The organism is Pseudoalteromonas sp. SCSIO_11900, assembly GCF_000576475.1.
In the GTDB taxonomy this organism is placed as follows: Bacteria; Pseudomonadota; Gammaproteobacteria; order Enterobacterales; family Alteromonadaceae; genus Pseudoalteromonas; species Pseudoalteromonas tetraodonis.
Genome location: NZ_KK070023.1, coordinates 2,500,523 through 2,525,133, shown reverse-complemented (window position 1 = coordinate 2,525,133; position 24,611 = coordinate 2,500,523). Strand labels below are relative to the sequence as shown.

General features: G+C 39.9%; 23 protein-coding genes. 13 read left to right on the top strand and 10 right to left on the bottom strand.

What is annotated here, in order from left to right:
* The 3 genes from BG00_RS18155 to BG00_RS11705 form a co-directional block, all read right to left on the bottom strand.
* Positions 1 to 894 (bottom strand): ribonucleotide-diphosphate reductase subunit beta (locus tag BG00_RS18155; protein ID WP_253861386.1); only part of this gene is annotated, 894 nt, incomplete at its 3' end.
* Between the two features lie 99 nt (positions 895 to 993).
* On the bottom strand, positions 994 to 3,384 hold the full coding sequence (locus BG00_RS11710) for a TonB-dependent receptor (RefSeq protein WP_036982792.1): 2,391 nt from the start codon (positions 3,382 to 3,384) through the stop codon (positions 994 to 996).
* 151 nt (positions 3,385 to 3,535) lie between these two features.
* Positions 3,536 to 3,925, bottom strand: coding sequence for a YkgJ family cysteine cluster protein (locus tag BG00_RS11705; RefSeq protein ID WP_036982790.1), 390 nt, complete (start codon positions 3,923 to 3,925; stop codon positions 3,536 to 3,538).
* 208 nt (positions 3,926 to 4,133) lie between these two features.
* On the opposite strand from BG00_RS11705, the gene BG00_RS11700 reads away from it, so the two are divergent.
* The 3 genes from BG00_RS11700 (at position 4,134) to BG00_RS11690 (ending at position 5,681) form a co-directional block, all read left to right on the top strand.
* Complete coding sequence (locus tag BG00_RS11700; RefSeq protein ID WP_008112472.1) at positions 4,134 to 4,559, top strand: tetratricopeptide repeat protein; 426 nt, start codon at positions 4,134 to 4,136, stop codon at positions 4,557 to 4,559.
* 198 nt (positions 4,560 to 4,757) lie between these two features.
* Positions 4,758 to 5,057, top strand: coding sequence for a hypothetical protein (locus BG00_RS11695; protein ID WP_253861385.1), 300 nt, complete (start codon positions 4,758 to 4,760; stop codon positions 5,055 to 5,057).
* A 27-nt stretch (positions 5,058 to 5,084) separates the two neighbouring features.
* On the top strand, positions 5,085 to 5,681 hold the full coding sequence (locus tag BG00_RS11690; RefSeq protein WP_036982788.1) for a DUF1287 domain-containing protein: 597 nt from the start codon (positions 5,085 to 5,087) through the stop codon (positions 5,679 to 5,681).
* A 110-nt stretch (positions 5,682 to 5,791) separates the two neighbouring features.
* Here the strand turns inward: BG00_RS11690 and yfaE are convergent, their stop codons facing one another.
* The 5 genes from yfaE to ubiG all read right to left on the bottom strand — a co-directional run bounded on the left by yfaE (position 5,792) and on the right by ubiG (position 11,351).
* Positions 5,792 to 6,064 carry a class I ribonucleotide reductase maintenance protein YfaE gene (gene yfaE / locus BG00_RS11685; RefSeq protein ID WP_013464872.1) on the bottom strand — a complete coding sequence of 91 codons (273 nt, stop codon included), beginning with the start codon at positions 6,062 to 6,064 and terminating at the stop codon, positions 5,792 to 5,794.
* Positions 6,064 to 7,194, bottom strand: coding sequence for a class Ia ribonucleoside-diphosphate reductase subunit beta (gene nrdB / locus BG00_RS11680; RefSeq protein WP_036982786.1), 1,131 nt, complete (start codon positions 7,192 to 7,194; stop codon positions 6,064 to 6,066). The genes yfaE and nrdB overlap by 1 nt, the downstream gene beginning before the upstream one ends.
* 73 nt (positions 7,195 to 7,267) lie before the next feature.
* Positions 7,268 to 9,550 (bottom strand): class 1a ribonucleoside-diphosphate reductase subunit alpha, encoded by a 2,283-nt coding sequence (gene nrdA, locus BG00_RS11675; RefSeq protein ID WP_036982784.1) that lies wholly within the window; start codon positions 9,548 to 9,550, stop codon positions 7,268 to 7,270.
* 410 nt (positions 9,551 to 9,960) lie between these two features.
* Positions 9,961 to 10,641: an HAD family hydrolase gene (locus BG00_RS11670; RefSeq protein ID WP_036982782.1), complete on the bottom strand. Its 681-nt coding sequence runs from the start codon at positions 10,639 to 10,641 to the stop codon at positions 9,961 to 9,963.
* Positions 10,641 to 11,351 (bottom strand): bifunctional 2-polyprenyl-6-hydroxyphenol methylase/3-demethylubiquinol 3-O-methyltransferase UbiG, encoded by a 711-nt coding sequence (gene ubiG / locus BG00_RS11665; protein WP_036982780.1) that lies wholly within the window; start codon positions 11,349 to 11,351, stop codon positions 10,641 to 10,643. Before ubiG ends, BG00_RS11670 begins: the two co-directional genes overlap by 1 nt.
* A gap of 178 nt (positions 11,352 to 11,529) precedes the next feature.
* Between ubiG and gyrA the strand changes: the two genes are divergently transcribed.
* The 10 genes from gyrA (at position 11,530) to BG00_RS11615 (ending at position 22,285) form a co-directional block, all read left to right on the top strand.
* Entirely contained in the window at positions 11,530 to 14,229 is a 2,700-nt protein-coding gene (gene gyrA, locus BG00_RS11660; protein WP_036982779.1) for a DNA topoisomerase (ATP-hydrolyzing) subunit A, read from the top strand.
* A gap of 115 nt (positions 14,230 to 14,344) precedes the next feature.
* Positions 14,345 to 15,427, top strand: coding sequence for a 3-phosphoserine/phosphohydroxythreonine transaminase (gene serC, locus BG00_RS11655; protein ID WP_036982778.1), 1,083 nt, complete (start codon positions 14,345 to 14,347; stop codon positions 15,425 to 15,427).
* Positions 15,427 to 16,704 carry a 3-phosphoshikimate 1-carboxyvinyltransferase gene (gene aroA, locus BG00_RS11650; RefSeq protein WP_036982777.1) on the top strand — a complete coding sequence of 426 codons (1,278 nt, stop codon included), beginning with the start codon at positions 15,427 to 15,429 and terminating at the stop codon, positions 16,702 to 16,704. The genes serC and aroA overlap by 1 nt, the downstream gene beginning before the upstream one ends.
* A gap of 107 nt (positions 16,705 to 16,811) precedes the next feature.
* Positions 16,812 to 17,522: a (d)CMP kinase gene (gene cmk, locus BG00_RS11645; RefSeq protein WP_036982775.1), complete on the top strand. Its 711-nt coding sequence runs from the start codon at positions 16,812 to 16,814 to the stop codon at positions 17,520 to 17,522.
* Positions 17,523 to 17,617: 95 nt separating this feature from the next.
* Entirely contained in the window at positions 17,618 to 19,285 is a 1,668-nt protein-coding gene (gene rpsA / locus BG00_RS11640; RefSeq protein ID WP_002961176.1) for a 30S ribosomal protein S1, read from the top strand.
* Between the two features lie 67 nt (positions 19,286 to 19,352).
* A complete protein-coding gene (gene ihfB, locus BG00_RS11635) occupies positions 19,353 to 19,640 on the top strand; it encodes an integration host factor subunit beta (protein ID WP_008114744.1) in 288 nt (95 codons plus the stop codon).
* A 21-nt stretch (positions 19,641 to 19,661) separates the two neighbouring features.
* Positions 19,662 to 19,943, top strand: coding sequence for a lipopolysaccharide assembly protein LapA domain-containing protein (locus BG00_RS11630; RefSeq protein WP_036982773.1), 282 nt, complete (start codon positions 19,662 to 19,664; stop codon positions 19,941 to 19,943).
* Positions 19,944 to 19,945: 2 nt separating this feature from the next.
* Complete coding sequence (gene lapB / locus BG00_RS11625) at positions 19,946 to 21,082, top strand: lipopolysaccharide assembly protein LapB (protein ID WP_036982771.1); 1,137 nt, start codon at positions 19,946 to 19,948, stop codon at positions 21,080 to 21,082.
* Positions 21,083 to 21,115: 33 nt separating this feature from the next.
* A complete protein-coding gene (gene pyrF / locus BG00_RS11620; RefSeq protein ID WP_036982770.1) occupies positions 21,116 to 21,820 on the top strand; it encodes an orotidine-5'-phosphate decarboxylase in 705 nt (234 codons plus the stop codon).
* A 90-nt stretch (positions 21,821 to 21,910) separates the two neighbouring features.
* Positions 21,911 to 22,285 (top strand): hypothetical protein, encoded by a 375-nt coding sequence (locus tag BG00_RS11615; RefSeq protein WP_190276269.1) that lies wholly within the window; start codon positions 21,911 to 21,913, stop codon positions 22,283 to 22,285.
* Positions 22,286 to 22,340: 55 nt separating this feature from the next.
* Here BG00_RS11615 and BG00_RS11610 read toward each other — a convergent pair whose 3' ends face one another.
* Positions 22,341 to 23,171: a CvfB family protein gene (locus BG00_RS11610; protein WP_036982768.1), complete on the bottom strand. Its 831-nt coding sequence runs from the start codon at positions 23,169 to 23,171 to the stop codon at positions 22,341 to 22,343.
* A gap of 2 nt (positions 23,172 to 23,173) precedes the next feature.
* Complete coding sequence (locus BG00_RS11605) at positions 23,174 to 24,496, bottom strand: DEAD/DEAH box helicase (RefSeq protein ID WP_036982767.1); 1,323 nt, start codon at positions 24,494 to 24,496, stop codon at positions 23,174 to 23,176.
* Between the last annotated feature and the right edge of the window lie 115 nt (positions 24,497 to 24,611).

Sequence of the window (24,611 nt, the reverse complement as noted above, 5' to 3'; positions counted from 1 at the left end):
GTAAAGGTTGTAAAGCGACACTGAGTTAATTAAATCGTCGTAATAAGTGGTTACGGCATCGGCACGTTCACTAATTTTATCATTGCTAACAATGTCGTCAAAGATGAGTTCAGGCGCTTGGGTTACGTTACGAATAATATGTGTGTATGAGCGGCTGTGAATGGTTTCACTAAACGCCCATGTTTCAATCCATGTTTCAAGCTCAGGAATTGACACAATTGGCAATAGTGCAACGTTAGGCGAACGGCCTTGAACACTATCAAGCAACGTTTGGTATTTTAAGTTACTTAAAAAGATATGCTTTTCGTGTTCGGGAAGCGCTTGAAAGTCTAAACGGTCTTTACTTACGTCAACTTCTTCAGGACGCCAAAAGAAAGACAATTGTTTTTCAATCAGCTTTTCAAAAATAGGGTATTTTTGTTGATCGTAACGTGACACGTTAACGGTTTGACCAAAAAACATTGGCTCTTGCATTTGGTTATTATGATTTCTGCTAAAAGTAGTATAAATTTGCTCTACTGGTTTTGATGAAGAAGAATTATTAGTCATGACTGGCCTACCTTTTATTTGTGGTTTGAGACGTGATATACCATCACGAGCATAAAGCTTTTGCCATTGAAAAAGAATGCCAGGGGACGATAAATCGAAAAAAGCACTGGTATAACCGAGTGACCAACTGTTTGCTGTCATCGTTTTTAACACTTCTACCTTAAATGCTTGAGAATAAGGTTTGTGAACAGACCTGAAGCTTTCAGCGCCATGAATTCGATAAATAGCGGTCCAATATCGGACCTGCCTATCTGTAACATTAAATCTGTTGCTTACTGTCGAAGAGCTTTCAGACAAAGCGAGCTCTGCTATTTTGAGCTTAAAAGCTCGATGATGTTTGGACATAAAAAGACCCCCAGTAATTGGAATGTCCAACTATTGGGGGTCACTTCATTCATTATTTTGAATGCGGTTTTTTATTGTCTGATTAAAAATGAGCGCGTTTTAAAAGTAGCCTCTAACGCCAAATTGGAAGTTACGCCCAGGAAGAGGTGCCGTATCTTTAATAAATGAACTATGCACGAAACCAAGCTCATCCGTAATATTATCAACACTTAAGTAGAGCTGTGTATCCACTGCACCTAAATCAAGCTGATAATTGGCTTGTAAATCAATTAATGTATAGCCATCCGTTGCCGTTTCGTAAGCACTAATATCATTTTGCTCAAAGTAATGGGTTCCTGTTAAGGTAAATTGCGCATTACCTAGGGTATATTGTAGTTCTGAGCCCAATTTATTGGCAGGGATACGTGGTAAATTACCTTCATTATCTTTTAGTTTGGCACGAGTAGAGTCACCAAATACTTTTACCATGGCGCTGGGGTTTATTTGATAATGTGCATCAAATTCAAAACCATAAAGCTGCGCATCTTTACTGGTAAATTGATAAACATCAATTGCATCGCTGTGTCCATTGGCAGCAGACTCAAAGCCATCCATCTCATCAAACACTAATCCGGTGTTTTGTTGATAATAAAAGTTTTTAATATCGTTATAGAAAAAGTTGACGGTGTAGCCAAAGTCACCGCTAAAACGACGTAAACTAATATCAAAATTGGTAGAGGTTTCTTGTTTAATTTCTTCAGGTTCAAAATGCGCTTCTGCCCCTTCAATATGATAGCCCAAACCAAGCTCATAAGTACCTGTGGCAACATGCAAACCATTAGAGAGTAATTCAGCTGAAAGTGGCGCACGCTCTGAATGTGATAAGCTAACGGCTAGGTTGTGACTTGGCGTATACTCCCAAATCGCACCGGCTGAGGCACTTACATTAGTAAAGCTTTGGGTGTAGTTAATAGTCTCATCTGCCGATACAGGTTGTTCATCATGGCTGTGCTGATGTGTATCTACATCACTTTTGATATCATAATCTTCTAGGCGGGCGCCAAGCTCTACGGTGACATCGCCAAATGTGCGTTCTTCAAGTAAATATAACGCATGAGTGGTAGTGACACTTGCAGGCGTAAACGCTTCTTCGCCAATTGCATCGTAATCAGATTCACTATAGTGATAGCCAATCATGCCATGCCATTGGCCTAACTGATGCTCTACATTTAAACGTGCTTCAGTGGTTTCGTTACTAAATGTGGTGCCAATCGCGCCATCTTCAATTTCACTGTGCGTATAGTCGGTGTAGCCAAGACGAAGGTTAATAGATTCAATCCAGTTATCATGAAATGCATAACTTACCAGTCCTTGCCAACGATCTTGCTCTAAATGAGCATAAACGGGAGTTTCTATATGTTCTTCATCCGCATGATCTTCATGATCGCCTTCTTCTTCATGGGCATGGCCGTGATCATGTGAATGCCCAGGAATGCCATAATCTGTTTCAATATTGCCGTATGAAAAGCCAACAGTTAAATGCTCACCGACATAGCTGGTACCAAAGTTTACTGTTTCACTGTCGATAAAGGTATTTTCAACTGAAGTGGCTGTTTCTTCATCGCCCTCAATGTGTACTTCACCTTCTTCATGTTCATCCGGTAGGTTAAAGCGAGGCGTTTGATAATCATCACCACTGCGTTTGGTGCCATCAAAATGAAAATTAAAGTTATTGCTGCCTGTTTCTAATTTTGCAGCATAGGTGTTCGCATTTGAAACGGTATCGTGTGTGTATTGCGCCGCTCCCGAGAGCGTGTCAGTATTATTGGTTGGAATACGGTTATCAACCACATTTACCACACCACCAATCGCACCAGAGCCATAAAGTAGGGTGCTTGGGCCTCGTAGTACTTCAATTTGTTCAGCGGCTAAGCTATCACTTGATGTTGCGTGATCTGGACCAATACGTGATGCATCACTGCTATCTAAACCGTTTTGAGTAATTTTAACACGAGGACCACCTAGGCCACGAATAATCGGACTTGAAGAGACAGGGCCGAAATAACTCGCGTTTACTCCTGGTATTCCTTTAAGTGTTTCACCGAGGGTCGGTTTCGCTTTATTTTTTAGTTCATCCCCTGATAGTACGCTTACAGGTGAAATCATTTCTAAGCTATTTTTATGCAGTGCCGAGGCATACACAACCACAGTTTCAACCGAAGACGGCTTTAATGTAACAGTAATTGTATCGTCTACATTCTCAAGTGATATACGTGAATCGATGTAGTTATCTTTACTAATATGTAATTGGCTTTTAGCATCTATGTCAATACTAAACTGACCTTGTTCATTGCTTTTCACGCTTTGTGACTTTCCATGAACATGAATTGTGGCATTGGCAATGGGTTGCATTTTTGTATCTGTTACTGTGCCGTTAATCGTTGCTGCTAGGGCAGAGTGAGAACATAAAACAGACAGTAGCGCTGAGGATATGAGTGTTAGCTTAGTCATAATTACTTCGAATCGTGGTTGTTATGTTGTGATATAATATAACACTACAAAATTAAGCTATCAACAATGTTATACTATAACTTTAAAATTTGCGTTGAATAACACAATAGAGCGATAAATTTAATCTAGCACGGTATTATTACAGTCAAATTTAAGAGCGACTGTCTATCATTAGTATGTCTAACTTTTTTTGTGCTTTAAAATGATTTTGTTTATCGACAGGTTCAAGCATTTCACATTCATCATTTATCATTTCTGAAATTAAACTTGGGTAGTGTCGGCAATCTTGAGGACGGTCATGATAAATACTGCAAGTATATTTATCTTTTTCTTCAGGAGATGCTCTATAGGCAAGCTCTAAAAATGGGCATTGCGTTAATTGCTCACCCGTTGTTGGGTCAAACCATAATTTATCGTTTTTAACGTATTGAAATATTTTAGGGTTGAATAACGCCCACATTTCAATTTCATCCTGATTTATATCTAAATCTGCCGCACCATATTTAGTGCAGCATTTACCGCATTGATTGCAATTTTGCATAGGGTAGGTATTTACTATTGCGACTTAAATTAAGTGTTAACTGTAGCACTGTAATATCCAGGTTTTTAAATTAAACCTCTGTTTTTATCGCTTATAATACTTTTGTAACAACGCAGCGCTTAATAATAATGTACTATTAGGGAATATATTTCGAATACGATGTCTTTAATAAGTCAAAAAAGGCGCGTCAATAAGGTAGCGAGTAATTATGAATACTAAAGTATACAAAGCGGTTCACGATTTGGCGGAAAAGCTGATGGCAGCGGCTAATAAAAATGATACTAAACAGTTTGAATCTTTATATGCTGAGCTAAAAGCTATTTGTATTGAAAACGAAAATACAGCGAAAGATCACCCTGTTCAGTGGGAAACATTAGCAGATTTTACCGAAGAGCTAGAAGAAGCTATCGAGACTTACGAAAAAGCGTTACAGAAGTCGATAGAAATTAATAACAAAGATCATATGTCGTCTGTTGCCTTTTCTATGGCTACTTTACAGCTTGAGCTGGGTGATAAAGAAGCGGCAATTAAAAATCTGCAAGATGCTAAAATCAGTGCGAATAAAATTGAAGACAAAGAATTAAAATCAGAGATCCATGAGTTATTAGAATCATTGGTTGAAGAAGAAGGTTAGACAACTTTATAGCCATTATTAATAATCAGCGTCAGTAATAATACCATTGGCGCTTTTTTTGATAAAAGCAAATTCTGCGTCATTAAATGTTTATGCTTAAATTAAGTCATTAAGCAATTTTTTGAAGAAAACATGCTAGCGCAAATAGAACAATGGATTGATAAAACGAATAGCGAGTAGTTGATCAAAGAATATGCTGTGATACATTTGCTAGCGAATTTGCTGGCTTTGGATGTAGCAGGGATCACCTATAAAGACACTTATTATATATTACCTCATGTTGCGCGTAATTTAAGAGTGCATTTTCATGAGCTGGCTCATGTCGTTCAATGGCGCGAGCTCGGTGCTCACGCTTTTATTATGCGCTACATCAATGAAATCCAAACCTGTGGTTATGATGATGCTCCGCTTGAAAAAATGGCCTATGCACTTGATGCACACTTTACCAGCAATGGAAATAAATTTAATATTCCTGACTATATTACTCAACAGCTTTAGTTAATAAATATTATAAAAGGAATTTATATGTCGCGCTTTATTCTCTATCCGCTTGTTTTACTTGCCTTTGATGTAAAGGCAGCCGATTTTAATCATGATATTGTCAACGCATTGATCCATAGAACAACGCAACAAGTAACTTACGATGGCGCCTATCATAGGCTTGAATACCCTGGTGGCGATGTGCCCGCTAATATTGGTGTGTGTACTGATGTTATAATTAGATCGTATCGACAGCTTGGTATAGATTTACAAAAGTTAGTACATGAAGACATGCAGGCCAATTTTCACGCATATCCTTCTAAGCGTATTTGGGGATTAACCAAGCCAGATAAAAACATTGATCATCGACGTGTACCTAACTTACAGGTTTATTTTGAGCGGCATGCACAAGTGTTAACTAAATCGCTTAATGCAGCAGAATATAAAACCGGTGACATAGTCACTTGGATGCTGCCAGGCAATTTACCGCACATAGGTATGGTTGTTAATCAAATATCGCAGGACAGTGGTCACCCGCTTATTGTGCACAATATTGGTCGCGGACCTGAAATGAGCGATATGCTTTTTGCTCATACAATTACGGGTCATTACCGATTTGTACCTACTGCTTATTCAGAGTAAATAACACGGCTATAATCGTGATTACTTGAGTAATAATTGCAGCAAACAGGTAAGTGAATAAAGTGAACTGTTAGGCATTACACTGTGTGGTTTGTTAACCTCAATGCTAGTTACTTTAAATTAATACTGATATCACCATTGGGCTTGCAGCAACACAACAGTATTTCACCATCACGCACAAAGGCTAATGGTTCTTCATTGTAATTTACTTCACCAGAGACAAGCGTAGCACGACACGCACCACAATATCCCTCACGGCACTGGTAAGCAGCATCAATTTTATTCGATTCTAAGCAGTGTAAAAGAGAAGGGCAGCCAGCGGTAAAATCTAAGCACTGGCTGTTATCTGCAAGCGTGACACTTGCAGTGGTTCTATCAGTCATTATAAATCAAAGTCACCAAATTCAGCTGCATCAACCTGTGAATCAATTTGACCTACAAGGTATGAGCTAATTTCCGCTTCTTGTGGAGCAACTTGCACGTTATCAGAAACAAGCCATGAGTTGATCCATGGAATAGGGTTACTGTTATTATCAAACTGTGCAGGCAGACCAATCGCGGTCATGCGAGCATTGGTAATGTATTCAACATACTGACATAAAATATGTTTATTTAAGCCAATCATTGAACCATCTTTAAACAGGTATTCTGCCCATTCTTTTTCTTGCTCTGCAGCGTCAACAAACATTTTGATTGCTTCTTCACGGCACTGTGCAGCAACAATTGCCATTTCAGGGTCGTCTTTGCCATCTTGCATAATATTTAAAATATGCTGAGTGCCTGAAAGGTGAAGCGCTTCATCACGGGCAATAAGCTTAATAATTTTAGCATTACCTTCCATTAGCTCACGCTCTGCAAACGCAAATGAACACGCAAAACTCACGTAAAAGCGAATGGCTTCTAATATGTTCACTGACATCATTGCCAGGTACAATTTCTTTTTCAGCTCGAATAGGTTAACCACAACAGTTTCACCATTAATGTCATGTTTGCCTTCACCGTAAAGGTTGTAAAGCGACACTGAGTTAATTAAATCGTCGTAATAAGTGGTTACGGCATCGGCACGTTCACTAATTTTATCATTGCTAACAATGTCGTCAAAGATGAGTTCAGGCGCTTGGGTTACGTTACGAATAATATGTGTGTATGAGCGGCTGTGAATGGTTTCACTAAACGCCCATGTTTCAATCCATGTTTCAAGCTCAGGAATTGACACAATTGGCAATAGTGCAACGTTAGGCGAACGGCCTTGAACACTATCAAGCAACGTTTGGTATTTTAAGTTACTTAAAAAGATATGCTTTTCGTGTTCGGGAAGCGCTTGAAAGTCTAAACGGTCTTTACTTACGTCAACTTCTTCAGGACGCCAAAAGAAAGACAATTGTTTTTCAATCAGCTTTTCAAAAATAGGGTATTTTTGTTGATCGTAACGTGACACGTTAACGGTTTGACCAAAAAACATTGGCTCTTGCATTTGGTTATTATGATTTCTGCTAAAAGTAGTATAAGACATGTTTATCACTCAAAAAACTATCACTAAAACTGTCAGGACAAAGCGGGCAAGGCGCCCGCTTTAAGTTTAACTATTAAATTTTACACGCGCCGCCTGCACAATCATCATCTTCCACTTCTGGAGCGTCTTCTTGTGCATCTGATGCGCCATCACGGGTGTTATGGTAGTACAGTGTTTTAACACCTAGCTTGTAGGCACCAAGTAAGTCTTTTAGTAAGACTTTCATAGGTACTCTACCGCCTTCGTATTTATTTGGATCATAATTAGTATTCGCTGAAATCGTTTGGTCGATAAATTTCTGCATTATGCCTACTAATTGTAAGTAACCATCGTTAGATGGGATATCCCACAGTAACTCATAGCTATCTTTAAGGCGTTCGTACTCAGGGACAACTTGCTTTAAAATACCGTCTTTACTTGCTTTAACACTAATATGGCCACGCGGTGGCTCAATGCCATTGGTTGCATTAGATATTTGCGATGATGTTTCTGATGGCATTAATGCGCTCAGTGTTGAGTTACGCATACCGTGCTCTTTAATGCTGGCACGTAACGTATCCCAATCAAGGTGCAGTGGTTCATCACAAATTTTATCTAAATCACGCTTGTACGTATCCGTTGGCATAATACCTTGTGAGTACGTTGTTTCGTTAAATTTAGGACACGCTCCACGCTCTTTTGCCAGCTCATTAGACGCTTTCATTAGGTAGTACTGAATCGCTTCAAATGTTTTGTGCGTAAGCGCATTTGCGCTGCCATCAGAATAACGCTTACCGTTTTTAGCTAGGTAGTATGCGTAGTTAATAACGCCTATGCCTAGCGTACGACGTCCCATAGTGGCATTTTTGGCTGCCGGCACAGGGTAGTCTTGAAAATCAAGTAGGTTATCAAGTGCACGAACTGCAAGCTCAGCTAACTCTTCTAGTTCATCTAAAGACTCAATGGCGCCTAAGTTAAACGCAGATAATGTACAAAGTGCAATTTCACCTTCTTCATCATTCACGTTGTTAAGAGGCTTAGTTGGTAACGCAATTTCTAAACATAAGTTAGATTGACGGATCGGAGCCACTTTTGAGATAAACGGACTGTGTGTATTACAGTGGTCAACGTTTTGTAAGTAAATACGACCCGTGCTAGCACGTTCTTGAGCAAACATAGAGAACAGCTCAATCGCTTTAATTCGTTTTTTACGAATTGACTCGTCTTGCTCATATTTTACATATAGCGCGTCAAACTCGTCTTGGTCTTCAAAAAATGCATCGTAAAGGCCGGGCACGTCAGAGGGGCTGAATAACGTAATGTAATCGTCTTTAATTAAACGTGAGTACATGAGTTTATTAAACTGTACGCCGTAATCTAAGTGACGTACGCGGTTATCATCAACACCACGGTTGTTTTTAAGCACTAATAAGTTTTCAACTTCTAAATGCCAAAGCGGGTAGAAAAGGGTTGCTGCGCCACCACGTACACCGCCTTGCGAACAGCTTTTAACCGCTGTTTGAAAGTGCTTATAAAACGGAATACAGCCAGTGTGATACGCTTCACCGTTACGAATAGGGCTACCTAATGCACGAATACGACCTGCATTAATACCAATACCAGCACGTTGAGAGACGTATTTAACAATTGCTGATGATGTAGCATTAATTGAGTCTAAGCTATCGCCACATTCAATAAGTACACATGAGCTAAACTGGCGCGTTGGCGTACGTACACCCGACATAATTGGCGTAGGTAAAGAAATTTTAAATAATGAAACCGCATCATAAAAACGTTTGATGTAATCAATACGTGTCTCACGAGGGTAATCAGCGAATAAGCTTGCAGCCACTAAGATATATAAAAACTGCGCGCTTTCGTAAATTTCACCGGTTACACGGTTTTGAACTAGGTATTTACCTTCAAGCTGTTTTACTGCTGCGTAGCTAAAGTTAAGATCGCGAGAATGATCTAAGTACGCATCTAGCTCATCTAATTCTTGCTCTGTGTAATCAACGAGTAAATGTGCATCGTAGCGTTTTTGTTCAACCATGTTAGTAACATGGTCAAAAAGACGCGGTGGCTCAAACTGGCCATAGGCTTTTTTACGTAAATGGAATACAGCTAAACGAGCAGCAAGATACTGATAATCAGGCGATTCTTTAGAAATCTGATCCGCAGCGGCTTTGATAATCGTTTCGTGGATGTCTTTAGTACGAATACCGTCATAAAATTGAATATGCGATTTAAGTTCAACTTGTGAAACCGAAACGTTATTTAAACCTTCGGCGGCCCATTCAATAACGCGATGGATCTTGTCTAGATCAAGCGGCTCTTTACGGCCGTCACGTTTGCTTACAGATAACTGTTGGTTCATAGTTTTGCCTGTATTCCTTGGGAATTAAATATTTTTGACCAATGAGTGCACTTAAAATGCCTAGTGCCTATTATTTTATTGTTATTTATACCGCTTAGGTAAATTTAATTGAATAACATTTAGCCACAATATCTGGTGTTGTTCAAATTAGAGATCACAAGATAGTGTGGTCTGTGATCTTTTGCAAGGGACAGAAACCGCTCTCATTGTGGATAACGTTGGGATAACGTAATTGTGTTAGTAGGCATTAACCTTTGATCATTCGGTTAAGTTGAAATTTGTAAAAATCAACTAAGGAAAGATTAAATTTACGCTTTTTAAAAATAAATTTTGTCTGCTTTTTTTATCATCAAGCTTTGCGTAAAAACTAACACAATCACAATATGTAGTGTTTATTAATTAACATGGCACTATATGTGGTTAAAAGCATCTATAGGGCTATGCCAATTAAAATCTGCATTCCAAGCCAGTGCTTCGTCTACACTCGGTACATATCCCCACAGTGCGGTAGCGGTGTGCATATTCGCAGCTTTTCCTGCTTGTATGTCCCGCTGTGCATCACCTATATATAGGCAACGCGAAGGATCAACACTCATTTGCTCAGCACAATGTATTAAAGGAAGGGGTGAAGGCTTAGATTCTGCTAAGGTATCACCGCTTATCACAATTTGCGCACTCTTTAACGCAGGAATGGCCCTGACTAAAGGATCGGTTAAAAAACCAGGCTTATTTGTCATAATGCCCCAAGGTATTCCTTTATTATCAAGTGCAATGAGTAGTTGCTCTATACCAACAAAACATTGGGTATGGGTGGCAATATTGGCAGCGTAGTGTGCAACTAGCTCTGCTAAAAGTTGCTCTTGCGGTTGTTGCGCCCAGCCTTCTTTAAAACCAGCAGCAAGTAAGGCTGCTGCGCCATTTGAAGCTGCGGGGCGATATATATCACTGCCTACTTGGTGTTGTTGATGATTATGCAGCACACTATTAAGTGCAGCGCCTAAATCATCAGCGGTATCAAGTAAAGTGCCATCTAAGTCAAACAGCAGTGCTTGATATTCAATTGGGCTAGCAGGTGTTTGCGAGCTTGCCATTACACTAACTTCTCAAAATGCAGCATATAATTTACGCTTACATCATCATTCATTGTGTATTGCTTAGAAAGCGGGTTATAACTTAAACCAGCACTGGCACGTACTTTTAAGCCAGCTTGCTCTGCCCATGCAATTAATTGCGCAGGTTTAATAAACTTTTTATGGTCATGGGTACCTTCAGGGACCATTTTTAACAGTTTTTCTGCACCGACAATAGCGTATAAGTAAGCTTTTGGGGTTTTATTAAGAGTAGAGAAAAAAACATCGGCCCCAGGTTTTGCTAATTTAGCGACCGCATGAATAATAGAAGCGGGGTCGGGGACGTGCTCTAACATTTCCATGCAAGTGATCACATCAAAGCGCTCAGGGTGCTCATCAGCAAATTGTTCTGCAGGCACTTTTATATATTCAACGGGGACACTTGTTTCTAAGCTGTGTAACTTGGCGACAGTTAAAGGCTCTTGCCCCATATCGATGCCAGTTACTTTAGCGCCCATTCGCGCCATGCTGTGACTTAAAATACCGCCACCACACCCAACATCGAGGGTTTCTTTATCAAATAACCCTTTAGTTTTGTCAGCGATAAAATCTAATCGTAATGGATTAATTTCGTGTAAGGGTTTAAATTCGCCTTCTAAATCCCACCAACGTTCTGCGATGGCTTCAAACTTTGCTATTTCTGCGTTATCTACATTTTGATGTTCGGTCATAAAATACTTCCTCGTCAATCTGAGGCCATTATATAGGGCTAAATTGATAAATCGCAAAGTTTTGCGCCTGTAAATTAAAATTAATTGTGATAGCATGGTTATTTAGAAATAATAACAAACACTCTTAATACCTAATACTGGGTTGTTAAGAGCTGATACTGAAGGAATGTGATATCAAATGACTGATCTCGCCAATGAAATTCTGCCAGTCAATATTGAAGACGAGTTAAAAAATTCCTACTTAGATTACGCCATGAGTGTAATTGTAGGACGTGCATTACCAGACGTACGTGACGGTTTAAAACCTGTTCACCGCCGCGTCTTGTTTGCAATGAACGAGCTTAGTAATGACTGGAACAAGCCTTACAAAAAATCGGCCCGTGTGGTCGGTGACGTAATCGGTAAATACCACCCACACGGCGACAGTGCAGTTTATGACACCATCGTACGTATGGCTCAGCCATTCTCTCTTCGTTATATGTTAGTTGATGGTCAGGGTAACTTTGGTTCGGTTGATGGTGATTCAGCAGCGGCAATGCGTTATACAGAAGTACGTATGGCAAAAATGTCGCACGAATTATTAGCCGATCTTGAAAAAGAAACGGTTGATTTTGTGCCTAACTACGATGGCACAGAGCAAATTCCTGATGTATTACCGACTAAAATACCTAACCTGTTAGTTAATGGTTCGTCAGGTATTGCTGTTGGTATGGCGACAAATATTCCGCCACATAACTTATCAGAAGTAGTGAATGGCTGTTTAGCGCTTATTCAAAACCCTGAGTTAACCATTACTGAGTTAATGGATTATATTCCAGGTCCAGATTTCCCAACTGCGGCAATTATCAACGGTAAAAAAGGCATTGAACAAGCTTATCAAACCGGTCGCGGTAAAGTGTACATGCGTGCGCGTGCTGAGATTGAAACCGATGAGAAAACCGGCCGTGAAACAATTATTGTTCATGAAATCCCTTACCAAGTTAACAAAGCTCGTTTGATTGAAAAAATCGCCGAGCTAGTTAAAGATAAAAAAATTGAAGGGATCAGCGCATTACGTGATGAATCAGATAAAGACGGTATGCGTATCGTTATTGAGATCAAACGTGGTGACGTAGGTGAAGTTATTCTAAACAACCTTTATTCACAAACTCAGTTACAAACTGTGTTTGGTATGAATATGGTTGCGTTAATTAATAACCAGCCCAAGTGTTTCAACTTAAAAGAAATGCTTGAAGAGTTTATTATTCACCGCCGTGAAGTTGTTACCCGTCGTACGGTATTTGATTTACGCAAAGCTCGCGACCGTGCACATACGCTAGAAGGTTTAGCGATTGCACTGGCAAACATTGACCCAATTATCGAACTTATTCGTAAGTCGCCTACGCCCGCTGAAGCAAAAGTTGCACTAACAGCGCGTCCTTGGGAATTAGGTAATGTTAAAGCCATGCTTGATAAAGCAGGCGAAGACAACGTAGCACGCCCAGATTGGTTAGCAAGCGAACTGGGTATTCGTGATGGTCAGTATTATATTTCTGAGCAGCAAGCCCAAGCAATATTAGACTTACGTTTACACAAACTTACTGGTCTTGAGCACGAAAAAATTCTTACCGAATATCAATCGTTACTCGACCTAATTGCCGAACTATTATTAATTTTGGCAAGTCCGGAACGTTTAATGGAAGTTATTCGTGACGAGTTAGTTGAAATTAAAGAGCAATATGGTGATGAGCGCCGCACTGAAATTAATGCCGCTGCACACGATATAAGCCTTGAAGATTTAATCAACGAAGAAAACGTAGTTGTTACGCTTTCACACGAAGGGTACGTTAAGTACCAAGCGTTAAGTGATTACGAAGCCCAGCGTCGTGGTGGTAAAGGCAAGTCAGCAACTAAGATGAAAGATGAAGATTTCATTGAACGTTTATTGGTTGCCAACACTCACGATACTATTCTTTGTTTCTCTACAGCGGGTCGTTTATATTGGCTTAAAGTATACCAGTTGCCACTTGCCAGTCGTGCAGCGCGCGGTAAGCCAATTGTTAACTTATTACCACTTGAAGCAGATGAACGTATTACTGCAATCCTGCCAGTACGCGATTATGAAGATGATAAATACATCTTTATGGCGACGGCGTTCGGTACGGTTAAGAAGACGCCATTAACGGCATACAGTCGTCAACGTGCAAGCGGAATCATTGCGGTTAACTTAAACGAAGGTGATAGCTTAATCGGTGTTGATATTACCGATGGCAGCAACGAAATTATGTTGTTCACTGATGCGGGTAAAGTTGTTCGCTTTAAAGAGGCTGAAGAAACGGCTGTCGTTGATGAAAATGGTAACCCAGTACTAGACGAAGAAGGCAAACCTGAAATCCGTTTCAAAGGTGTACGTCCTATGGGTCGTACTGCAACGGGTGTTCGTGGTATTAAGATGCCAGACGATCAGCGTGTTGTATCACTTATTGTACCAAAGAATGATGGCGCAATATTAACAGTGACAGAAAATGGTTACGGCAAGCGTACTCAACTTGAAGATTACCCATCGAAGAGTCGTGCAACACAAGGTGTTGTATCAATCAAAGTGAGTGAGCGTAACGGTGCTGTTGTTGGTGCTGTACAGGTTGATGACAACGACGAAATAATGATTATTTCGAATCGTGGTACCTTAGTACGTACTCGCGTTAATGAAGTTTCTACGGTTGGACGTAACACCCAAGGTGTTATTTTGATCAGAACTATTGACGAAGAGCAAGTAGTTGGTTTACAACGTATCGAAGAGATTGAAGTGACTGAAAGTGACTTAGTTGATATCGAAGACGTTGAAACAGTAGATACAGTTATTGATGAAGTGGCGGATGACAATCCTCCTTCAGAATAATTAGATTGAAAAAAGCGGCCTTGGCCGCTTTTTTTATATGGTTGAAAAAAACTAAAGACACTTGAATTAGTTTAATTCAAGTTAAACAGTAAATTACTGGAATGAGGAAAAGGTAATGAGTATATATAATTTTTGTGCAGGCCCTGCAATGTTACCACCGGCTGTAATGCAAAAAGCACAAAAAGAGTTTTTAGACTGGCAAGGGCTTGGCGTTTCAGTAATGGAAATGAGTCATCGCAGTAAAGAATTTTTAGCATTAACGGCTAAGTGTGAAGCTAGTCTGCGTCGTTTAATGAATATTAGTGATGAGTTTGAAGTGCTGTTTATGCACGGCGGCGGTCGAGGACAATTTAGTGCCGTGCCTTTAAACCTCCACGTTGATGGAAAAAAAGCGGTGTATTGTGAGAATGGGGTGTGGTCAAAAAGTGCAACCAGCGAAGCCGATAAGTTTACCAATACACACGCAGTTGATGTGCGCAATGATGATAACGGCCTGTTTTCTATTAAGCAGGTAGCCGATTGGGTTTTACCTACAGATGCGTCTTACATTCACTATTGCCCGAATGAAACCGTAGACGGCCTTGAAATATTTGATGTACCCAGTCATCCAACGGCGCCGATTGTGGCCGATATGTCATCGACTATTTTATCGCGCGAAATCGACGTTAATAAATTTGATTTAATCTACGCGGGTGCACAAAAAAATATCGGTCCGTCGGGCATTGCTATTGTGATTGTTCGCAAAACGCTACTTGAGCGTGAAGGGCTCGCTAAGCCGGGTATTTTAGATTACGCCCTTGAGGCAAAACAAGGCAGCATGTTTAATACACCGCCTACTTTTGCGTGGTACCTAGCAGCCGAAGTATTTGAATGGCTAGAGCAAAATGGTGGCGTCAAAGCAATGGAAGCACAAAATATTGCTAAAGCTAAGCTGCTTTATGACTTTATTGATGAATCGCCTTTTTATACCAATAAAGTAGCGCCGCATTGTCGCTCTCGTATGAATGTACCATTTTGGTTAAATGATGAAAGCTTAAACGAAAAGTTTGTAACGCAATCTAAAGAAGCCGGTTTACTTGCCCTAGAGGGGCACAGAATAGTGGGTGGTATGCGTGCTAGCATTTATAATGCTATGCCACTTGAAGGTGTACAAGCATTGGTAGATTTTATGGCGGCATTTGCTAAGGATCACAGCTAATGGAACAACTACGTTTAGAGCCAATTTCTCGTGTTAATGGCAGTGTTACTCTACCTGGGTCTAAAAGCCTATCAAATCGTATTTTATTATTAGCTGCGCTGGCTCAAGGGACTACCGTTGTAGAAAACCTGCTTGATAGCGATGATATTCGCCATATGCTAGGTGCATTAAAATTATTAGGTGTTAATGTAGCCCTTAATGATGATCGTACTGTGGCAACTGTGGAAGGGGTCGGCGGTGTATTTAAAACGCCCAATGAGCCATTATTTTTAGGAAATGCAGGCACTGCGTATCGTCCTCTAACTGCGGTACTTGCTGCAGTATCTGGTGAATATGAATTAATAGGCGAGCCGCGCATGGAAGAGCGCCCTATAGGGCATTTAGTTGATGCTTTACAAGCGCTCGGGGGGGATGTTAGTTATTTAAAAAATAAAGATTACCCACCACTTAAAATTATCGGTGGGCAAATAGCCGGCGGTGAAGTCGAAATTGACGGCAGTATTTCAAGTCAATTTTTAACGGCGCTGCTCATGGCTGCGCCGTTATTTAAAGGCGATACACACATTAAAATTAAAGGCACCTTAGTCTCTAAGCCTTATATTGATATTACTCTGGATGTGATGGCGCGCTTTGGTGTGGTTGTTGAGCATGATAATTACACCACGTTCTTCGTTAAAGGTGCTCAGCAATACCAAGCTGTTGAGCGCATAATGGTTGAAGGTGATGCTTCATCGGCTTCTTATTTTATTGCTGCTGCAGCAATTGCCGGTGGCGAAATAGAAATTAAAGGTGTCGGGGCTAAATCAGTTCAAGGTGATATTGGCTTTGCTAAAGTGATGGAGCAGGTCGGTGCCAAAATTGATTGGTATGACGAGCGTTTAGTTGTTCGTAAAGGTGAGCTTAACGGTATTGATATTGATGCTAATGCTATACCTGATGCTGCAATGACCCTGGCGACTGTTGCCTTGTTTGCCAAAGGGCCAACCGCTATTCGTAATATTTATAACTGGCGGGTAAAAGAAACTGACCGTTTACATGCGATGGCCACCGAGCTTAAAAAAGTAGGGGCTAACGTGGTTGAAGGGCACGACTTTATTGAGATCACACCGCCAAAACATTTTAATAATGTGGCTGTAGATACCTACGACGATCACCGTATAGCCATGTGCTTTGCAATGGTAGCGGTAGGGGGCAAGCCTATAACGATTAACGATCCTGCTTGTACTTATAAGACATTCCCAAAATTTTTCAACGTGTTAGCATCTGTCAGTAAATAAGCTATTTATAAGTATTTATAAAAAGTTACATACTAAAAGCGGATAATCTTTATTAATTAGCGTATAATGTGGCGGTTTATTTTGGTGTGCATTGAAGGAGGTTTTAAATGCCGGCGTTATTAATGCCCGTAATCACCGTAGATGGCCCAAGTGGTTCTGGTAAAGGAACTGTTTGTCGCCTATTGGCTGAAAAATTAGGCTGGGATGTGTTAGATAGCGGAGCAATTTATCGCGTACTATCACTTGCAGCACTTCATCACCAAATTGCTTTAGATAACGAGGAAGCACTTGTCCCACTAGCTGCAAATCTTGATGTGCAGTTTTTGATAGACAATGACACTAATGCAGGAAAGATTATTTTAGAAGGCGAAGATGTCACAACCACTATTCGAAATGAAGAAGTAGGTGCTGCAGCGTCTAAAGTAGCCGCATTACCGCGTGTTCGAGAAGCGTTGCTTCGCCGCCAGCGTGCGTTTAGAACAGAAAACGGTTTAATTGCCGATGGCCGCGATATGGGCACTGTGGTATTTCCAGATGCGCCATTAAAGATATTTCTAACCGCAAGTGCAGAAGAACGTGCTCGCAGACGTTTTGTTGAGTTGAATGAGCGCGGGCTTGATGTTACACTAAGTGGTCTATTACAGGACATTCAAGCACGTGATGATCGCGATATGAATCGTGCCATTGCGCCGCTTGTACCTGCAGAGGATGCGATTGAGCTTGATACTAGCGAGCTTAACGCTCAGCAAGTGTTTGATAAAGTTATAACTTTATTAGATGCGAGCATCTCAGAAGGTAAGCTTCCTAAACGAAGCTAAATACATTTTATGCACCAGCAGGATGCCAGTGCTATTTTAACAACCCCATGCAGCATGGTTGCTTATTGGTATTAATATATGAGACGTATATTCGTATGTCAGAAAATTTTGCGCAGTTATTTGAAGAAAGCTTAAAGGGTTTTGAAGCAGAGCAAGGCTCTATCGTTAAAGGTACAGTTATTTCTATCGAGAATAACATTGTACTTGTAGATGCTGGTCTTAAATCAGAAAGTGCTATCCCTGCAGAGCAGTTCAAAAATGCTGCTGGTGAACTAGAAGTTGCTGTAGGCGACGAAGTAGATGTTGCACTAGATGCAATCGAAGACGGTTTCGGTGAAACTATCCTTTCTCGCGAGAAAGCGAAGCGTCACGAAGCGTGGATCCGTCTTGAGAAAGCATGTGAAGAGCAAGAAACTGTTACTGGTGTTATCAACGGTAAAGTTAAAGGCGGTTTCACAGTTGAAGTTGATTCAATCCGTGCTTTCCTACCTGGTTCACTTGTTGATGTTCGTCCAGTACGTGACACAACTCACCTTGAAGGCAAAGAGCTTGAATTTAAAGTAATCAAGCTTGATCAAAAACGTAACAACGTTGTTGTTTCACGTCGTGCAGTTATCGAATCTGAAAACTCACAAGAGCGTGAAGAGCTTCTTGCTAACCTTGTTGAAGGTCAAGAAGTTAAAGGTATCGTTAAGAACCTTACTGACTACGGTGCATTCGTTGACCTTGGTGGTGTTGATGGTCTACTACACATCACTGACATGGCGTGGAAGCGTGTTAAGCACCCTTCAGAAATCGTTAATGTTGGCGACGAAATCGCAGTTAAAGTTCTTAAATTCGACAAAGATAAAACTCGTGTATCTCTAGGCCTTAAACAGCTTGGCGAAGATCCATGGGCAGCTATCGCTGGTCGTTACCCAGAAGGTTCTAAGCTTTCTGGTCGTGTAACTAACCTTACTGATTACGGTTGCTTCGTAGAAATCGAAGAAGGCGTTGAAGGTCTAGTACACGTTTCTGAAATGGATTGGACTAACAAGAACATCCACCCTTCAAAAGTTGTTTCACTAGGTGACACTGTTGAGGTTATGGTTCTTGAAATCGATGAAGAGCGTCGTCGTATTTCTCTTGGTCTTAAGCAATGTATTGCTAATCCTTGGCAGGAATTTGCTCGTCTACAAAACAAAGGCGACCAAGTTACTGGTAAGATCAAATCAATCACTGACTTCGGTATCTTTATCGGTCTTGACGGTGGTATTGATGGTCTTGTACACCTTTCAGACATTTCTTGGAATACACCTGGCGAAGAAGCTGTACGTGAATTCAAGAAAGGCGACGAAATCACTGCTATCGTATTGCAAGTTGACCCAGAGCGTGAACGTATCTCTCTAGGTGTTAAGCAAATCGAAGCTGACCCATTCAATAACTACCTTGATGCAAACAAAAAAGGTGCTATTGTTAAAGGTAAAGTGACTGAAGTTGATGCGAAAGGCGCAACTGTTGAACTTATCGAAGGCGTTGAAGGTTACATCCGTGTAGCTGATATCGCTCAAGAGCGCGTTGAAGATGCAACTACTGTTGTTTCTGTAGGCGACGAGATTGAAGTTAAATACGTTGGTGTTGATCGTAAGAACCGCACTTTAAGCTTATCTGTTAAAGCTCTTTTCGAAGCAGAAGAGAAAGAAGTACTAGAGAAGCTTAAGAAAGAAGAGCCAGTGTTTGAAAACGCAATGGCAGCTGCTTTCGCAAATGCACAAAAAGACTAATTAATTATAGTCTTTTAATTGGAAGGGCAGTTTATGCCCTTCCACTATTTCTTTTTAAGGAAACGCTATGACTAAGTCAGAACTGATAGAAACACTTGCTGAACAACATTCACATATTCCTGTGAAAGATGTTGAGAACGCTGTTAAAGAAATTCTTGAACAAATGGCCGGCTCATTATCTTCTTCAGATCGTATTGAGATCCGAGGTTTTGGAAGTTTCTCTTTGCATTATCGTGCGCCTCGTACAGGCCGTAACCCTAAAACAGGAGAAACTGTAGAGTTAGATGGTAAGCATGTACCTCATTTTAAGCCAGGCAAAGAACTACGTGACCGTGTAAACGAGAGCATTGCTTAGTAAAATTATTGGAGTAGTTACTTGTTCAAGGTATTAAAAATTATTCTGGCGGCACTTTTTTTAATTGGTGCGTTTGTATTGGGTTCGCAAAATCCACAATTAACACAAATTAACTACATAATAGCCAGTAATACATTACCTTTAGCCGTTATACTAAGTATCTGCTTTTTGCTAGGTGTTGTAGTGGGTTGTTTTGTGAGTTTTAAATTGTTCACGCAATTAAAGTGGCAAAATTACCGTTTAAAAAAGCAATTAACGCCTGAAAAAGATAATAATAAGCGTATTGCCAACAAAGACACCTAATTATGATTGAGCTGTTGTTTTTACTGCTTCCCGTTGCTGCCGGATATGGTTGGATCATGGGGAAAAACAGTGCAAAAAATCAGGCTCATCAGTTTAACCGTCAAATTACTTCTGAGTACAGTAAAGGCTTAAAGTTTTTACTGGATAGAGAAGAAGATCAGGGGCTTGAGCACTTAATTAATTTGCTCGAAGTAGCTGCTGACTCTGTTGAACATTATTCCACTTTAGCAACCATGTTTCGCCGTCGTGGTGAGCTTGACCGCGCAATAAAAATTCACGAACTACTGCTAAAACACCCAAGCCTTAACGAAAAACAAGCCGCTAATAGCCGTTTAGAACTAGCCGAAGATTATATTATGGCTGGCTTATTAGACAGCGCAGAAGAACATTTAATATGGCTGGTAAAAAATAGCCATGCAGATGCACTCGATCCTATTATTTCTTTATATTCACAAACCCGTGAATGGGAAAAAGGCATTAATATGTTTGAAGCGCATACTGAGCTTTTTTCAAAAGAACAACACTTTAAAGCCATCGCTAATTTTTACTGTGAGCATGCCATTGCCAGTAGTAACCCACAACTTATGCGTAAAGCCATCAGCTTAAACTTTAAAACAATTAGGCCTTTATATGAGCTTGGACTGTCAGCTTACACCAAAGAAGATTACGTAAAAGCAATTTACTATTGGCGAGAACTCATCTGCCAATTTACTTTTTTTGCGCCATTGTTTATTGAAAAGTTAGCGCATAGTTATAAGCAACTAAAATTAACCCATCAGTTTCATGAACTCGTTGCGGAGTTATTAGAAAAAGGTGGAGTAATGATAAAAATACAACACTGCCAAGCGTTGCTTGAGCAAGGCCATACAGAACAAGCCTTTGAGTTTTTAACTGATAATTTAAAACGTCAGCCCACAATTCGTGGTTTTAGTTTTTTATTGCAGTTAATGAGCGCCGAAAATAAAAATACAAAAGATGTGCTTAATCAAATAGATAAACTTGTTACCTCATATATTGCTACTAAGCCCGACTTTCAATGTCAGCATTGTGGCTTTACTAGCTACACCATTTATTGGAATTGCCCTTCATGTAAACACTGGGAAACCATTGTGCCTAGCAGAGGCTTAGACGGATTTTAATCTTTATACTTTTCGCTCACTAGTAGGATAGTTATGTCTTTCGAAAAATCAAAAAAAATTCTTATCGCGCTTGATTATGATGATCAGCAAACTGCTTTAGCATTTGTAAAACAGTTATCACCAGATACCTGTCGATTAAAAGTGGGCAAAGAAATGTTTACTTATTTTGGTCCTGCATTTGTTAAAGAATTGGTCGATTTAGGTTTTGATGTATTTTTAGATTTAAAGTTTCACGATATTCCAAATACCGTTGCTAAAGCGGTGACTGCTGCGGCTAAAATGGGTGTATGGATGGTCAATGTACATGCATCGGGCGGTTATGAAATGATGCATAAAGCTAAACAAGCACTTGAGCAGTTTGGCGACAAAGCGCCATTACTTATTGCAGTAACTGTATTAACCAGCATGGACGAAGCTGAACTTGAGCGTTTAGGTATAACTAAATCTCCCCAAGAGCAAGTTATGCATTTAGCTAAATTAACAAAGCAAGCAGGGCTTGATGGTGTTGTTTGTTCCGCGCAAGAAGCGCAAAGTTTAAAGGCTACTTTAGGGAAAGAGTTTAAATTAGTTACGCCAGGCATTCGCCCAGCGGGCAGTGATGCGGGCGATCAAAAACGTATTATGACACCTAAAGAAGCGATTGAAGCGGGTAGTGACTATTTAGTGATTGGGCGTCCGATCACCCAGGCACAAAACCCTGTAAAAGTACTAAATGATGTAAATGAATCAATAGCTTAAATTTAAAATTAGCATAATTAAGAGCAGTTCCTTACAACTGCTTTTCTTTGTGCTACATTTAAATTACGGGTGTGCAGTGAGGGATTTGCTTTGCGTATAATAATATTTTTAGTTGTAATTATCATTAGTGGCCTTGCTGTTAATAAATATGTTTTTTCAACTAAAGTGTATGATGATGTTTCAAACGTTACTGACTTGGTATCTGGTTACCCCGTTGATTTATTCAAGTTTAAAAAAATTGCTCAAAATTATGCCCAGCATCTGTGTTACTCCAATGAAGGTGTGTTAGCAGAAATAGATGTTAGCAGCAGAGACTGTGTTGCGACACATGATGAAATGCAAAATGAGTGTACAGAAAAAGTTTTTAGGCTAGCGCCATTAAATTTAGATTCTAAAAAAGAATTAATTGAATATTCAAATGAATATTCTCGCTGTACCTTACCTTATAAAAACATTAGGTTATAAATTTCAGATACTAAAAAGCCACTTAGGTTTAAAATTTAAGTGGCTTTTTATTTAATTATTTTAAACGAATAGACTTAGCTTCAATATCAATTAAGCCTTGTTTAAATAAACCGCCAATGGCTTTTTTGTAGTTTGCTTTGCTGGTCGAAAATACTTTTTTAATTAATTCAGGTTCAGACTTATCGCCTATGGCTAATATGCCACCTTCATCTTTTAGTTTTTCCATTATTTTTTCACCAAGCTCGCTTACTTTACCCATGCCTGGTTTTTCAAGTATGACGTCAATTTTTCCGTCTTCACGTACCTTTTGAATAAATCCTTTTAGCTTTTGACCAACAAACAGGTTCTTAAACACCATGTTGTAAAACACGACGCCAAAATGAGATTCTTCAATAAGCACCTTGTAACCAATATCAGTTTTGCCTGCAACAATTAAGTCAACTTCTTGTAAATGACTATACTGAGGCTCACCTTTTGATAAAAAACGGTTAAAGTTAGTTGAGGCACAAATACGCTGACTGGCGTTATCAAGATATAAACGTACTAAATATGAGTAGCCTTCTTGCATACGTGGTTTTTGTTCATTAAACGGTGCGAGTACGTCTTTTTCTAAGCCCCAATCTAAAAACGCGCCTATGCTGTTTATTTCTTTCACACGCAGTAGGGCATATTCACCGACTTGAGCATGCGGCTTTTTAGTTGTGGCTGTCGGCAGGTTTGCATTATCTAAAAATGTGAATACGCTGATGCTATCGCCAGCTTCAAGCTCATGTTTTATTTCATGTTTAGGTAAAAAAACTTCACCTAAGTCATGCCCATCTAAATAGGCACCTTCGTTGCTGACTTCTTTAACAAAAAGGGTTTGGGTGGTTCCTAGGTAACTCATAATTATTCCTGCTCAGGCTTTTTTTTACGACGCATCGGGGTATCACCATCAATATTAAGAGGTGCTTTAATTGGGGGCGTTGGCTTTTTCGGTTTTGCTTTTCGTTTTGGCTGTGGCTTATCAGTAGTCACTGCTTTTTTAGTCGGTTTAATTGGCGCTACTTTTTTCTCTTTAATGCCTTTAAATTTCGCTTTTAAACCCTCAACAGCAGCAAACGATAATTCATCATTTAAAAATGATTTTATTGCCAAGTAACTTGCCCAATCTTTAGGGCCCACAAGTGATAATGCGTTACCTTTAAAACCAGCACGACCAGTACGACCAATACGATGAACGTATTCTTCTGCGTGTTTCGGTAAATCAAAGTTAATAACATGGGTAACACTGAGTAAATCTAAACCGCGCGAAGCAACATCTGTAGTAATTAATATTTTAAAGTTTTCACGGCTAAACGCATCCATAATATCAAGGCGCTTACCTTGAGTTAAATCCCCAGCTAATGCGACAGATTTAAAGCCTTTACTATTTAATGATTCACTTAAACGGCTGGTATCAGCTCGTGTGGCAGTAAATATAATGCACTGGCCAACGTTATCTTGGTTTAAAAAGTGCTCAAGCAGTGCTTCTTTATGATCAAGGTGGTCAGCTAAGTACAATGTTTGTTTAATATCACTGTGTTGTTCATTGGCTGCACTGAGCATAATTTGTTTTGGTTTTTTTAGTAAATTACGCGATAACGCATCAACTTGAGCATGATCTAATGTCGCCGAAAACAATAAAGTTTGACGAAGACGATGATCGGCCAGTTCATTAATTAGTTTAAGTTGATCGGTAAAACCTAAATCTAAAATACGGTCAGCTTCATCGAATATAAGTAATTCTAGGCCACTTAATTGTAATGAACGTTGCTTTAAATGATCGGCTAAACGCCCAGGTGTGGCGACAACAAAATGAGGGTCGTTACGCAGTGCTTTAATTTGGTCGTTAAAATTTTCGCCACCGAGGATTTTAACGGCCTTTATGTTGGTACCGGCAATAAGTAATCGAAGTTGAGTAAAAACTTGGGTCGCAAGCTCACGAGTTGGAGCAACAATAAGTACACGAGGATCACGTTTACTGAGTGCTTTTTGTTTCATTACACGCTGCACAGCCGGTAATAAAAACGCTAAAGTTTTGCCTGACCCAGTTTTTGACTGAGCGAAAATGTCATGACCCGCCAGTGCCGTTGGCACAGCATGAGCTTGAATATCGGTAGGCTGGGTGATCCCTTGGTGCGCTAATTGTGTTTCTAGGCGAGTATCAATCCCAAGATCAGTAAAGTGCAATGTATGTTTCTCCAATATGAGCAAGTCTGTATAAATTTATCCGCGCATTATAGCCCACTGAGCTACTGCGCTAACAGTAAAAAGCGCATTATCATCCATTTTTTTGCATTTAAAT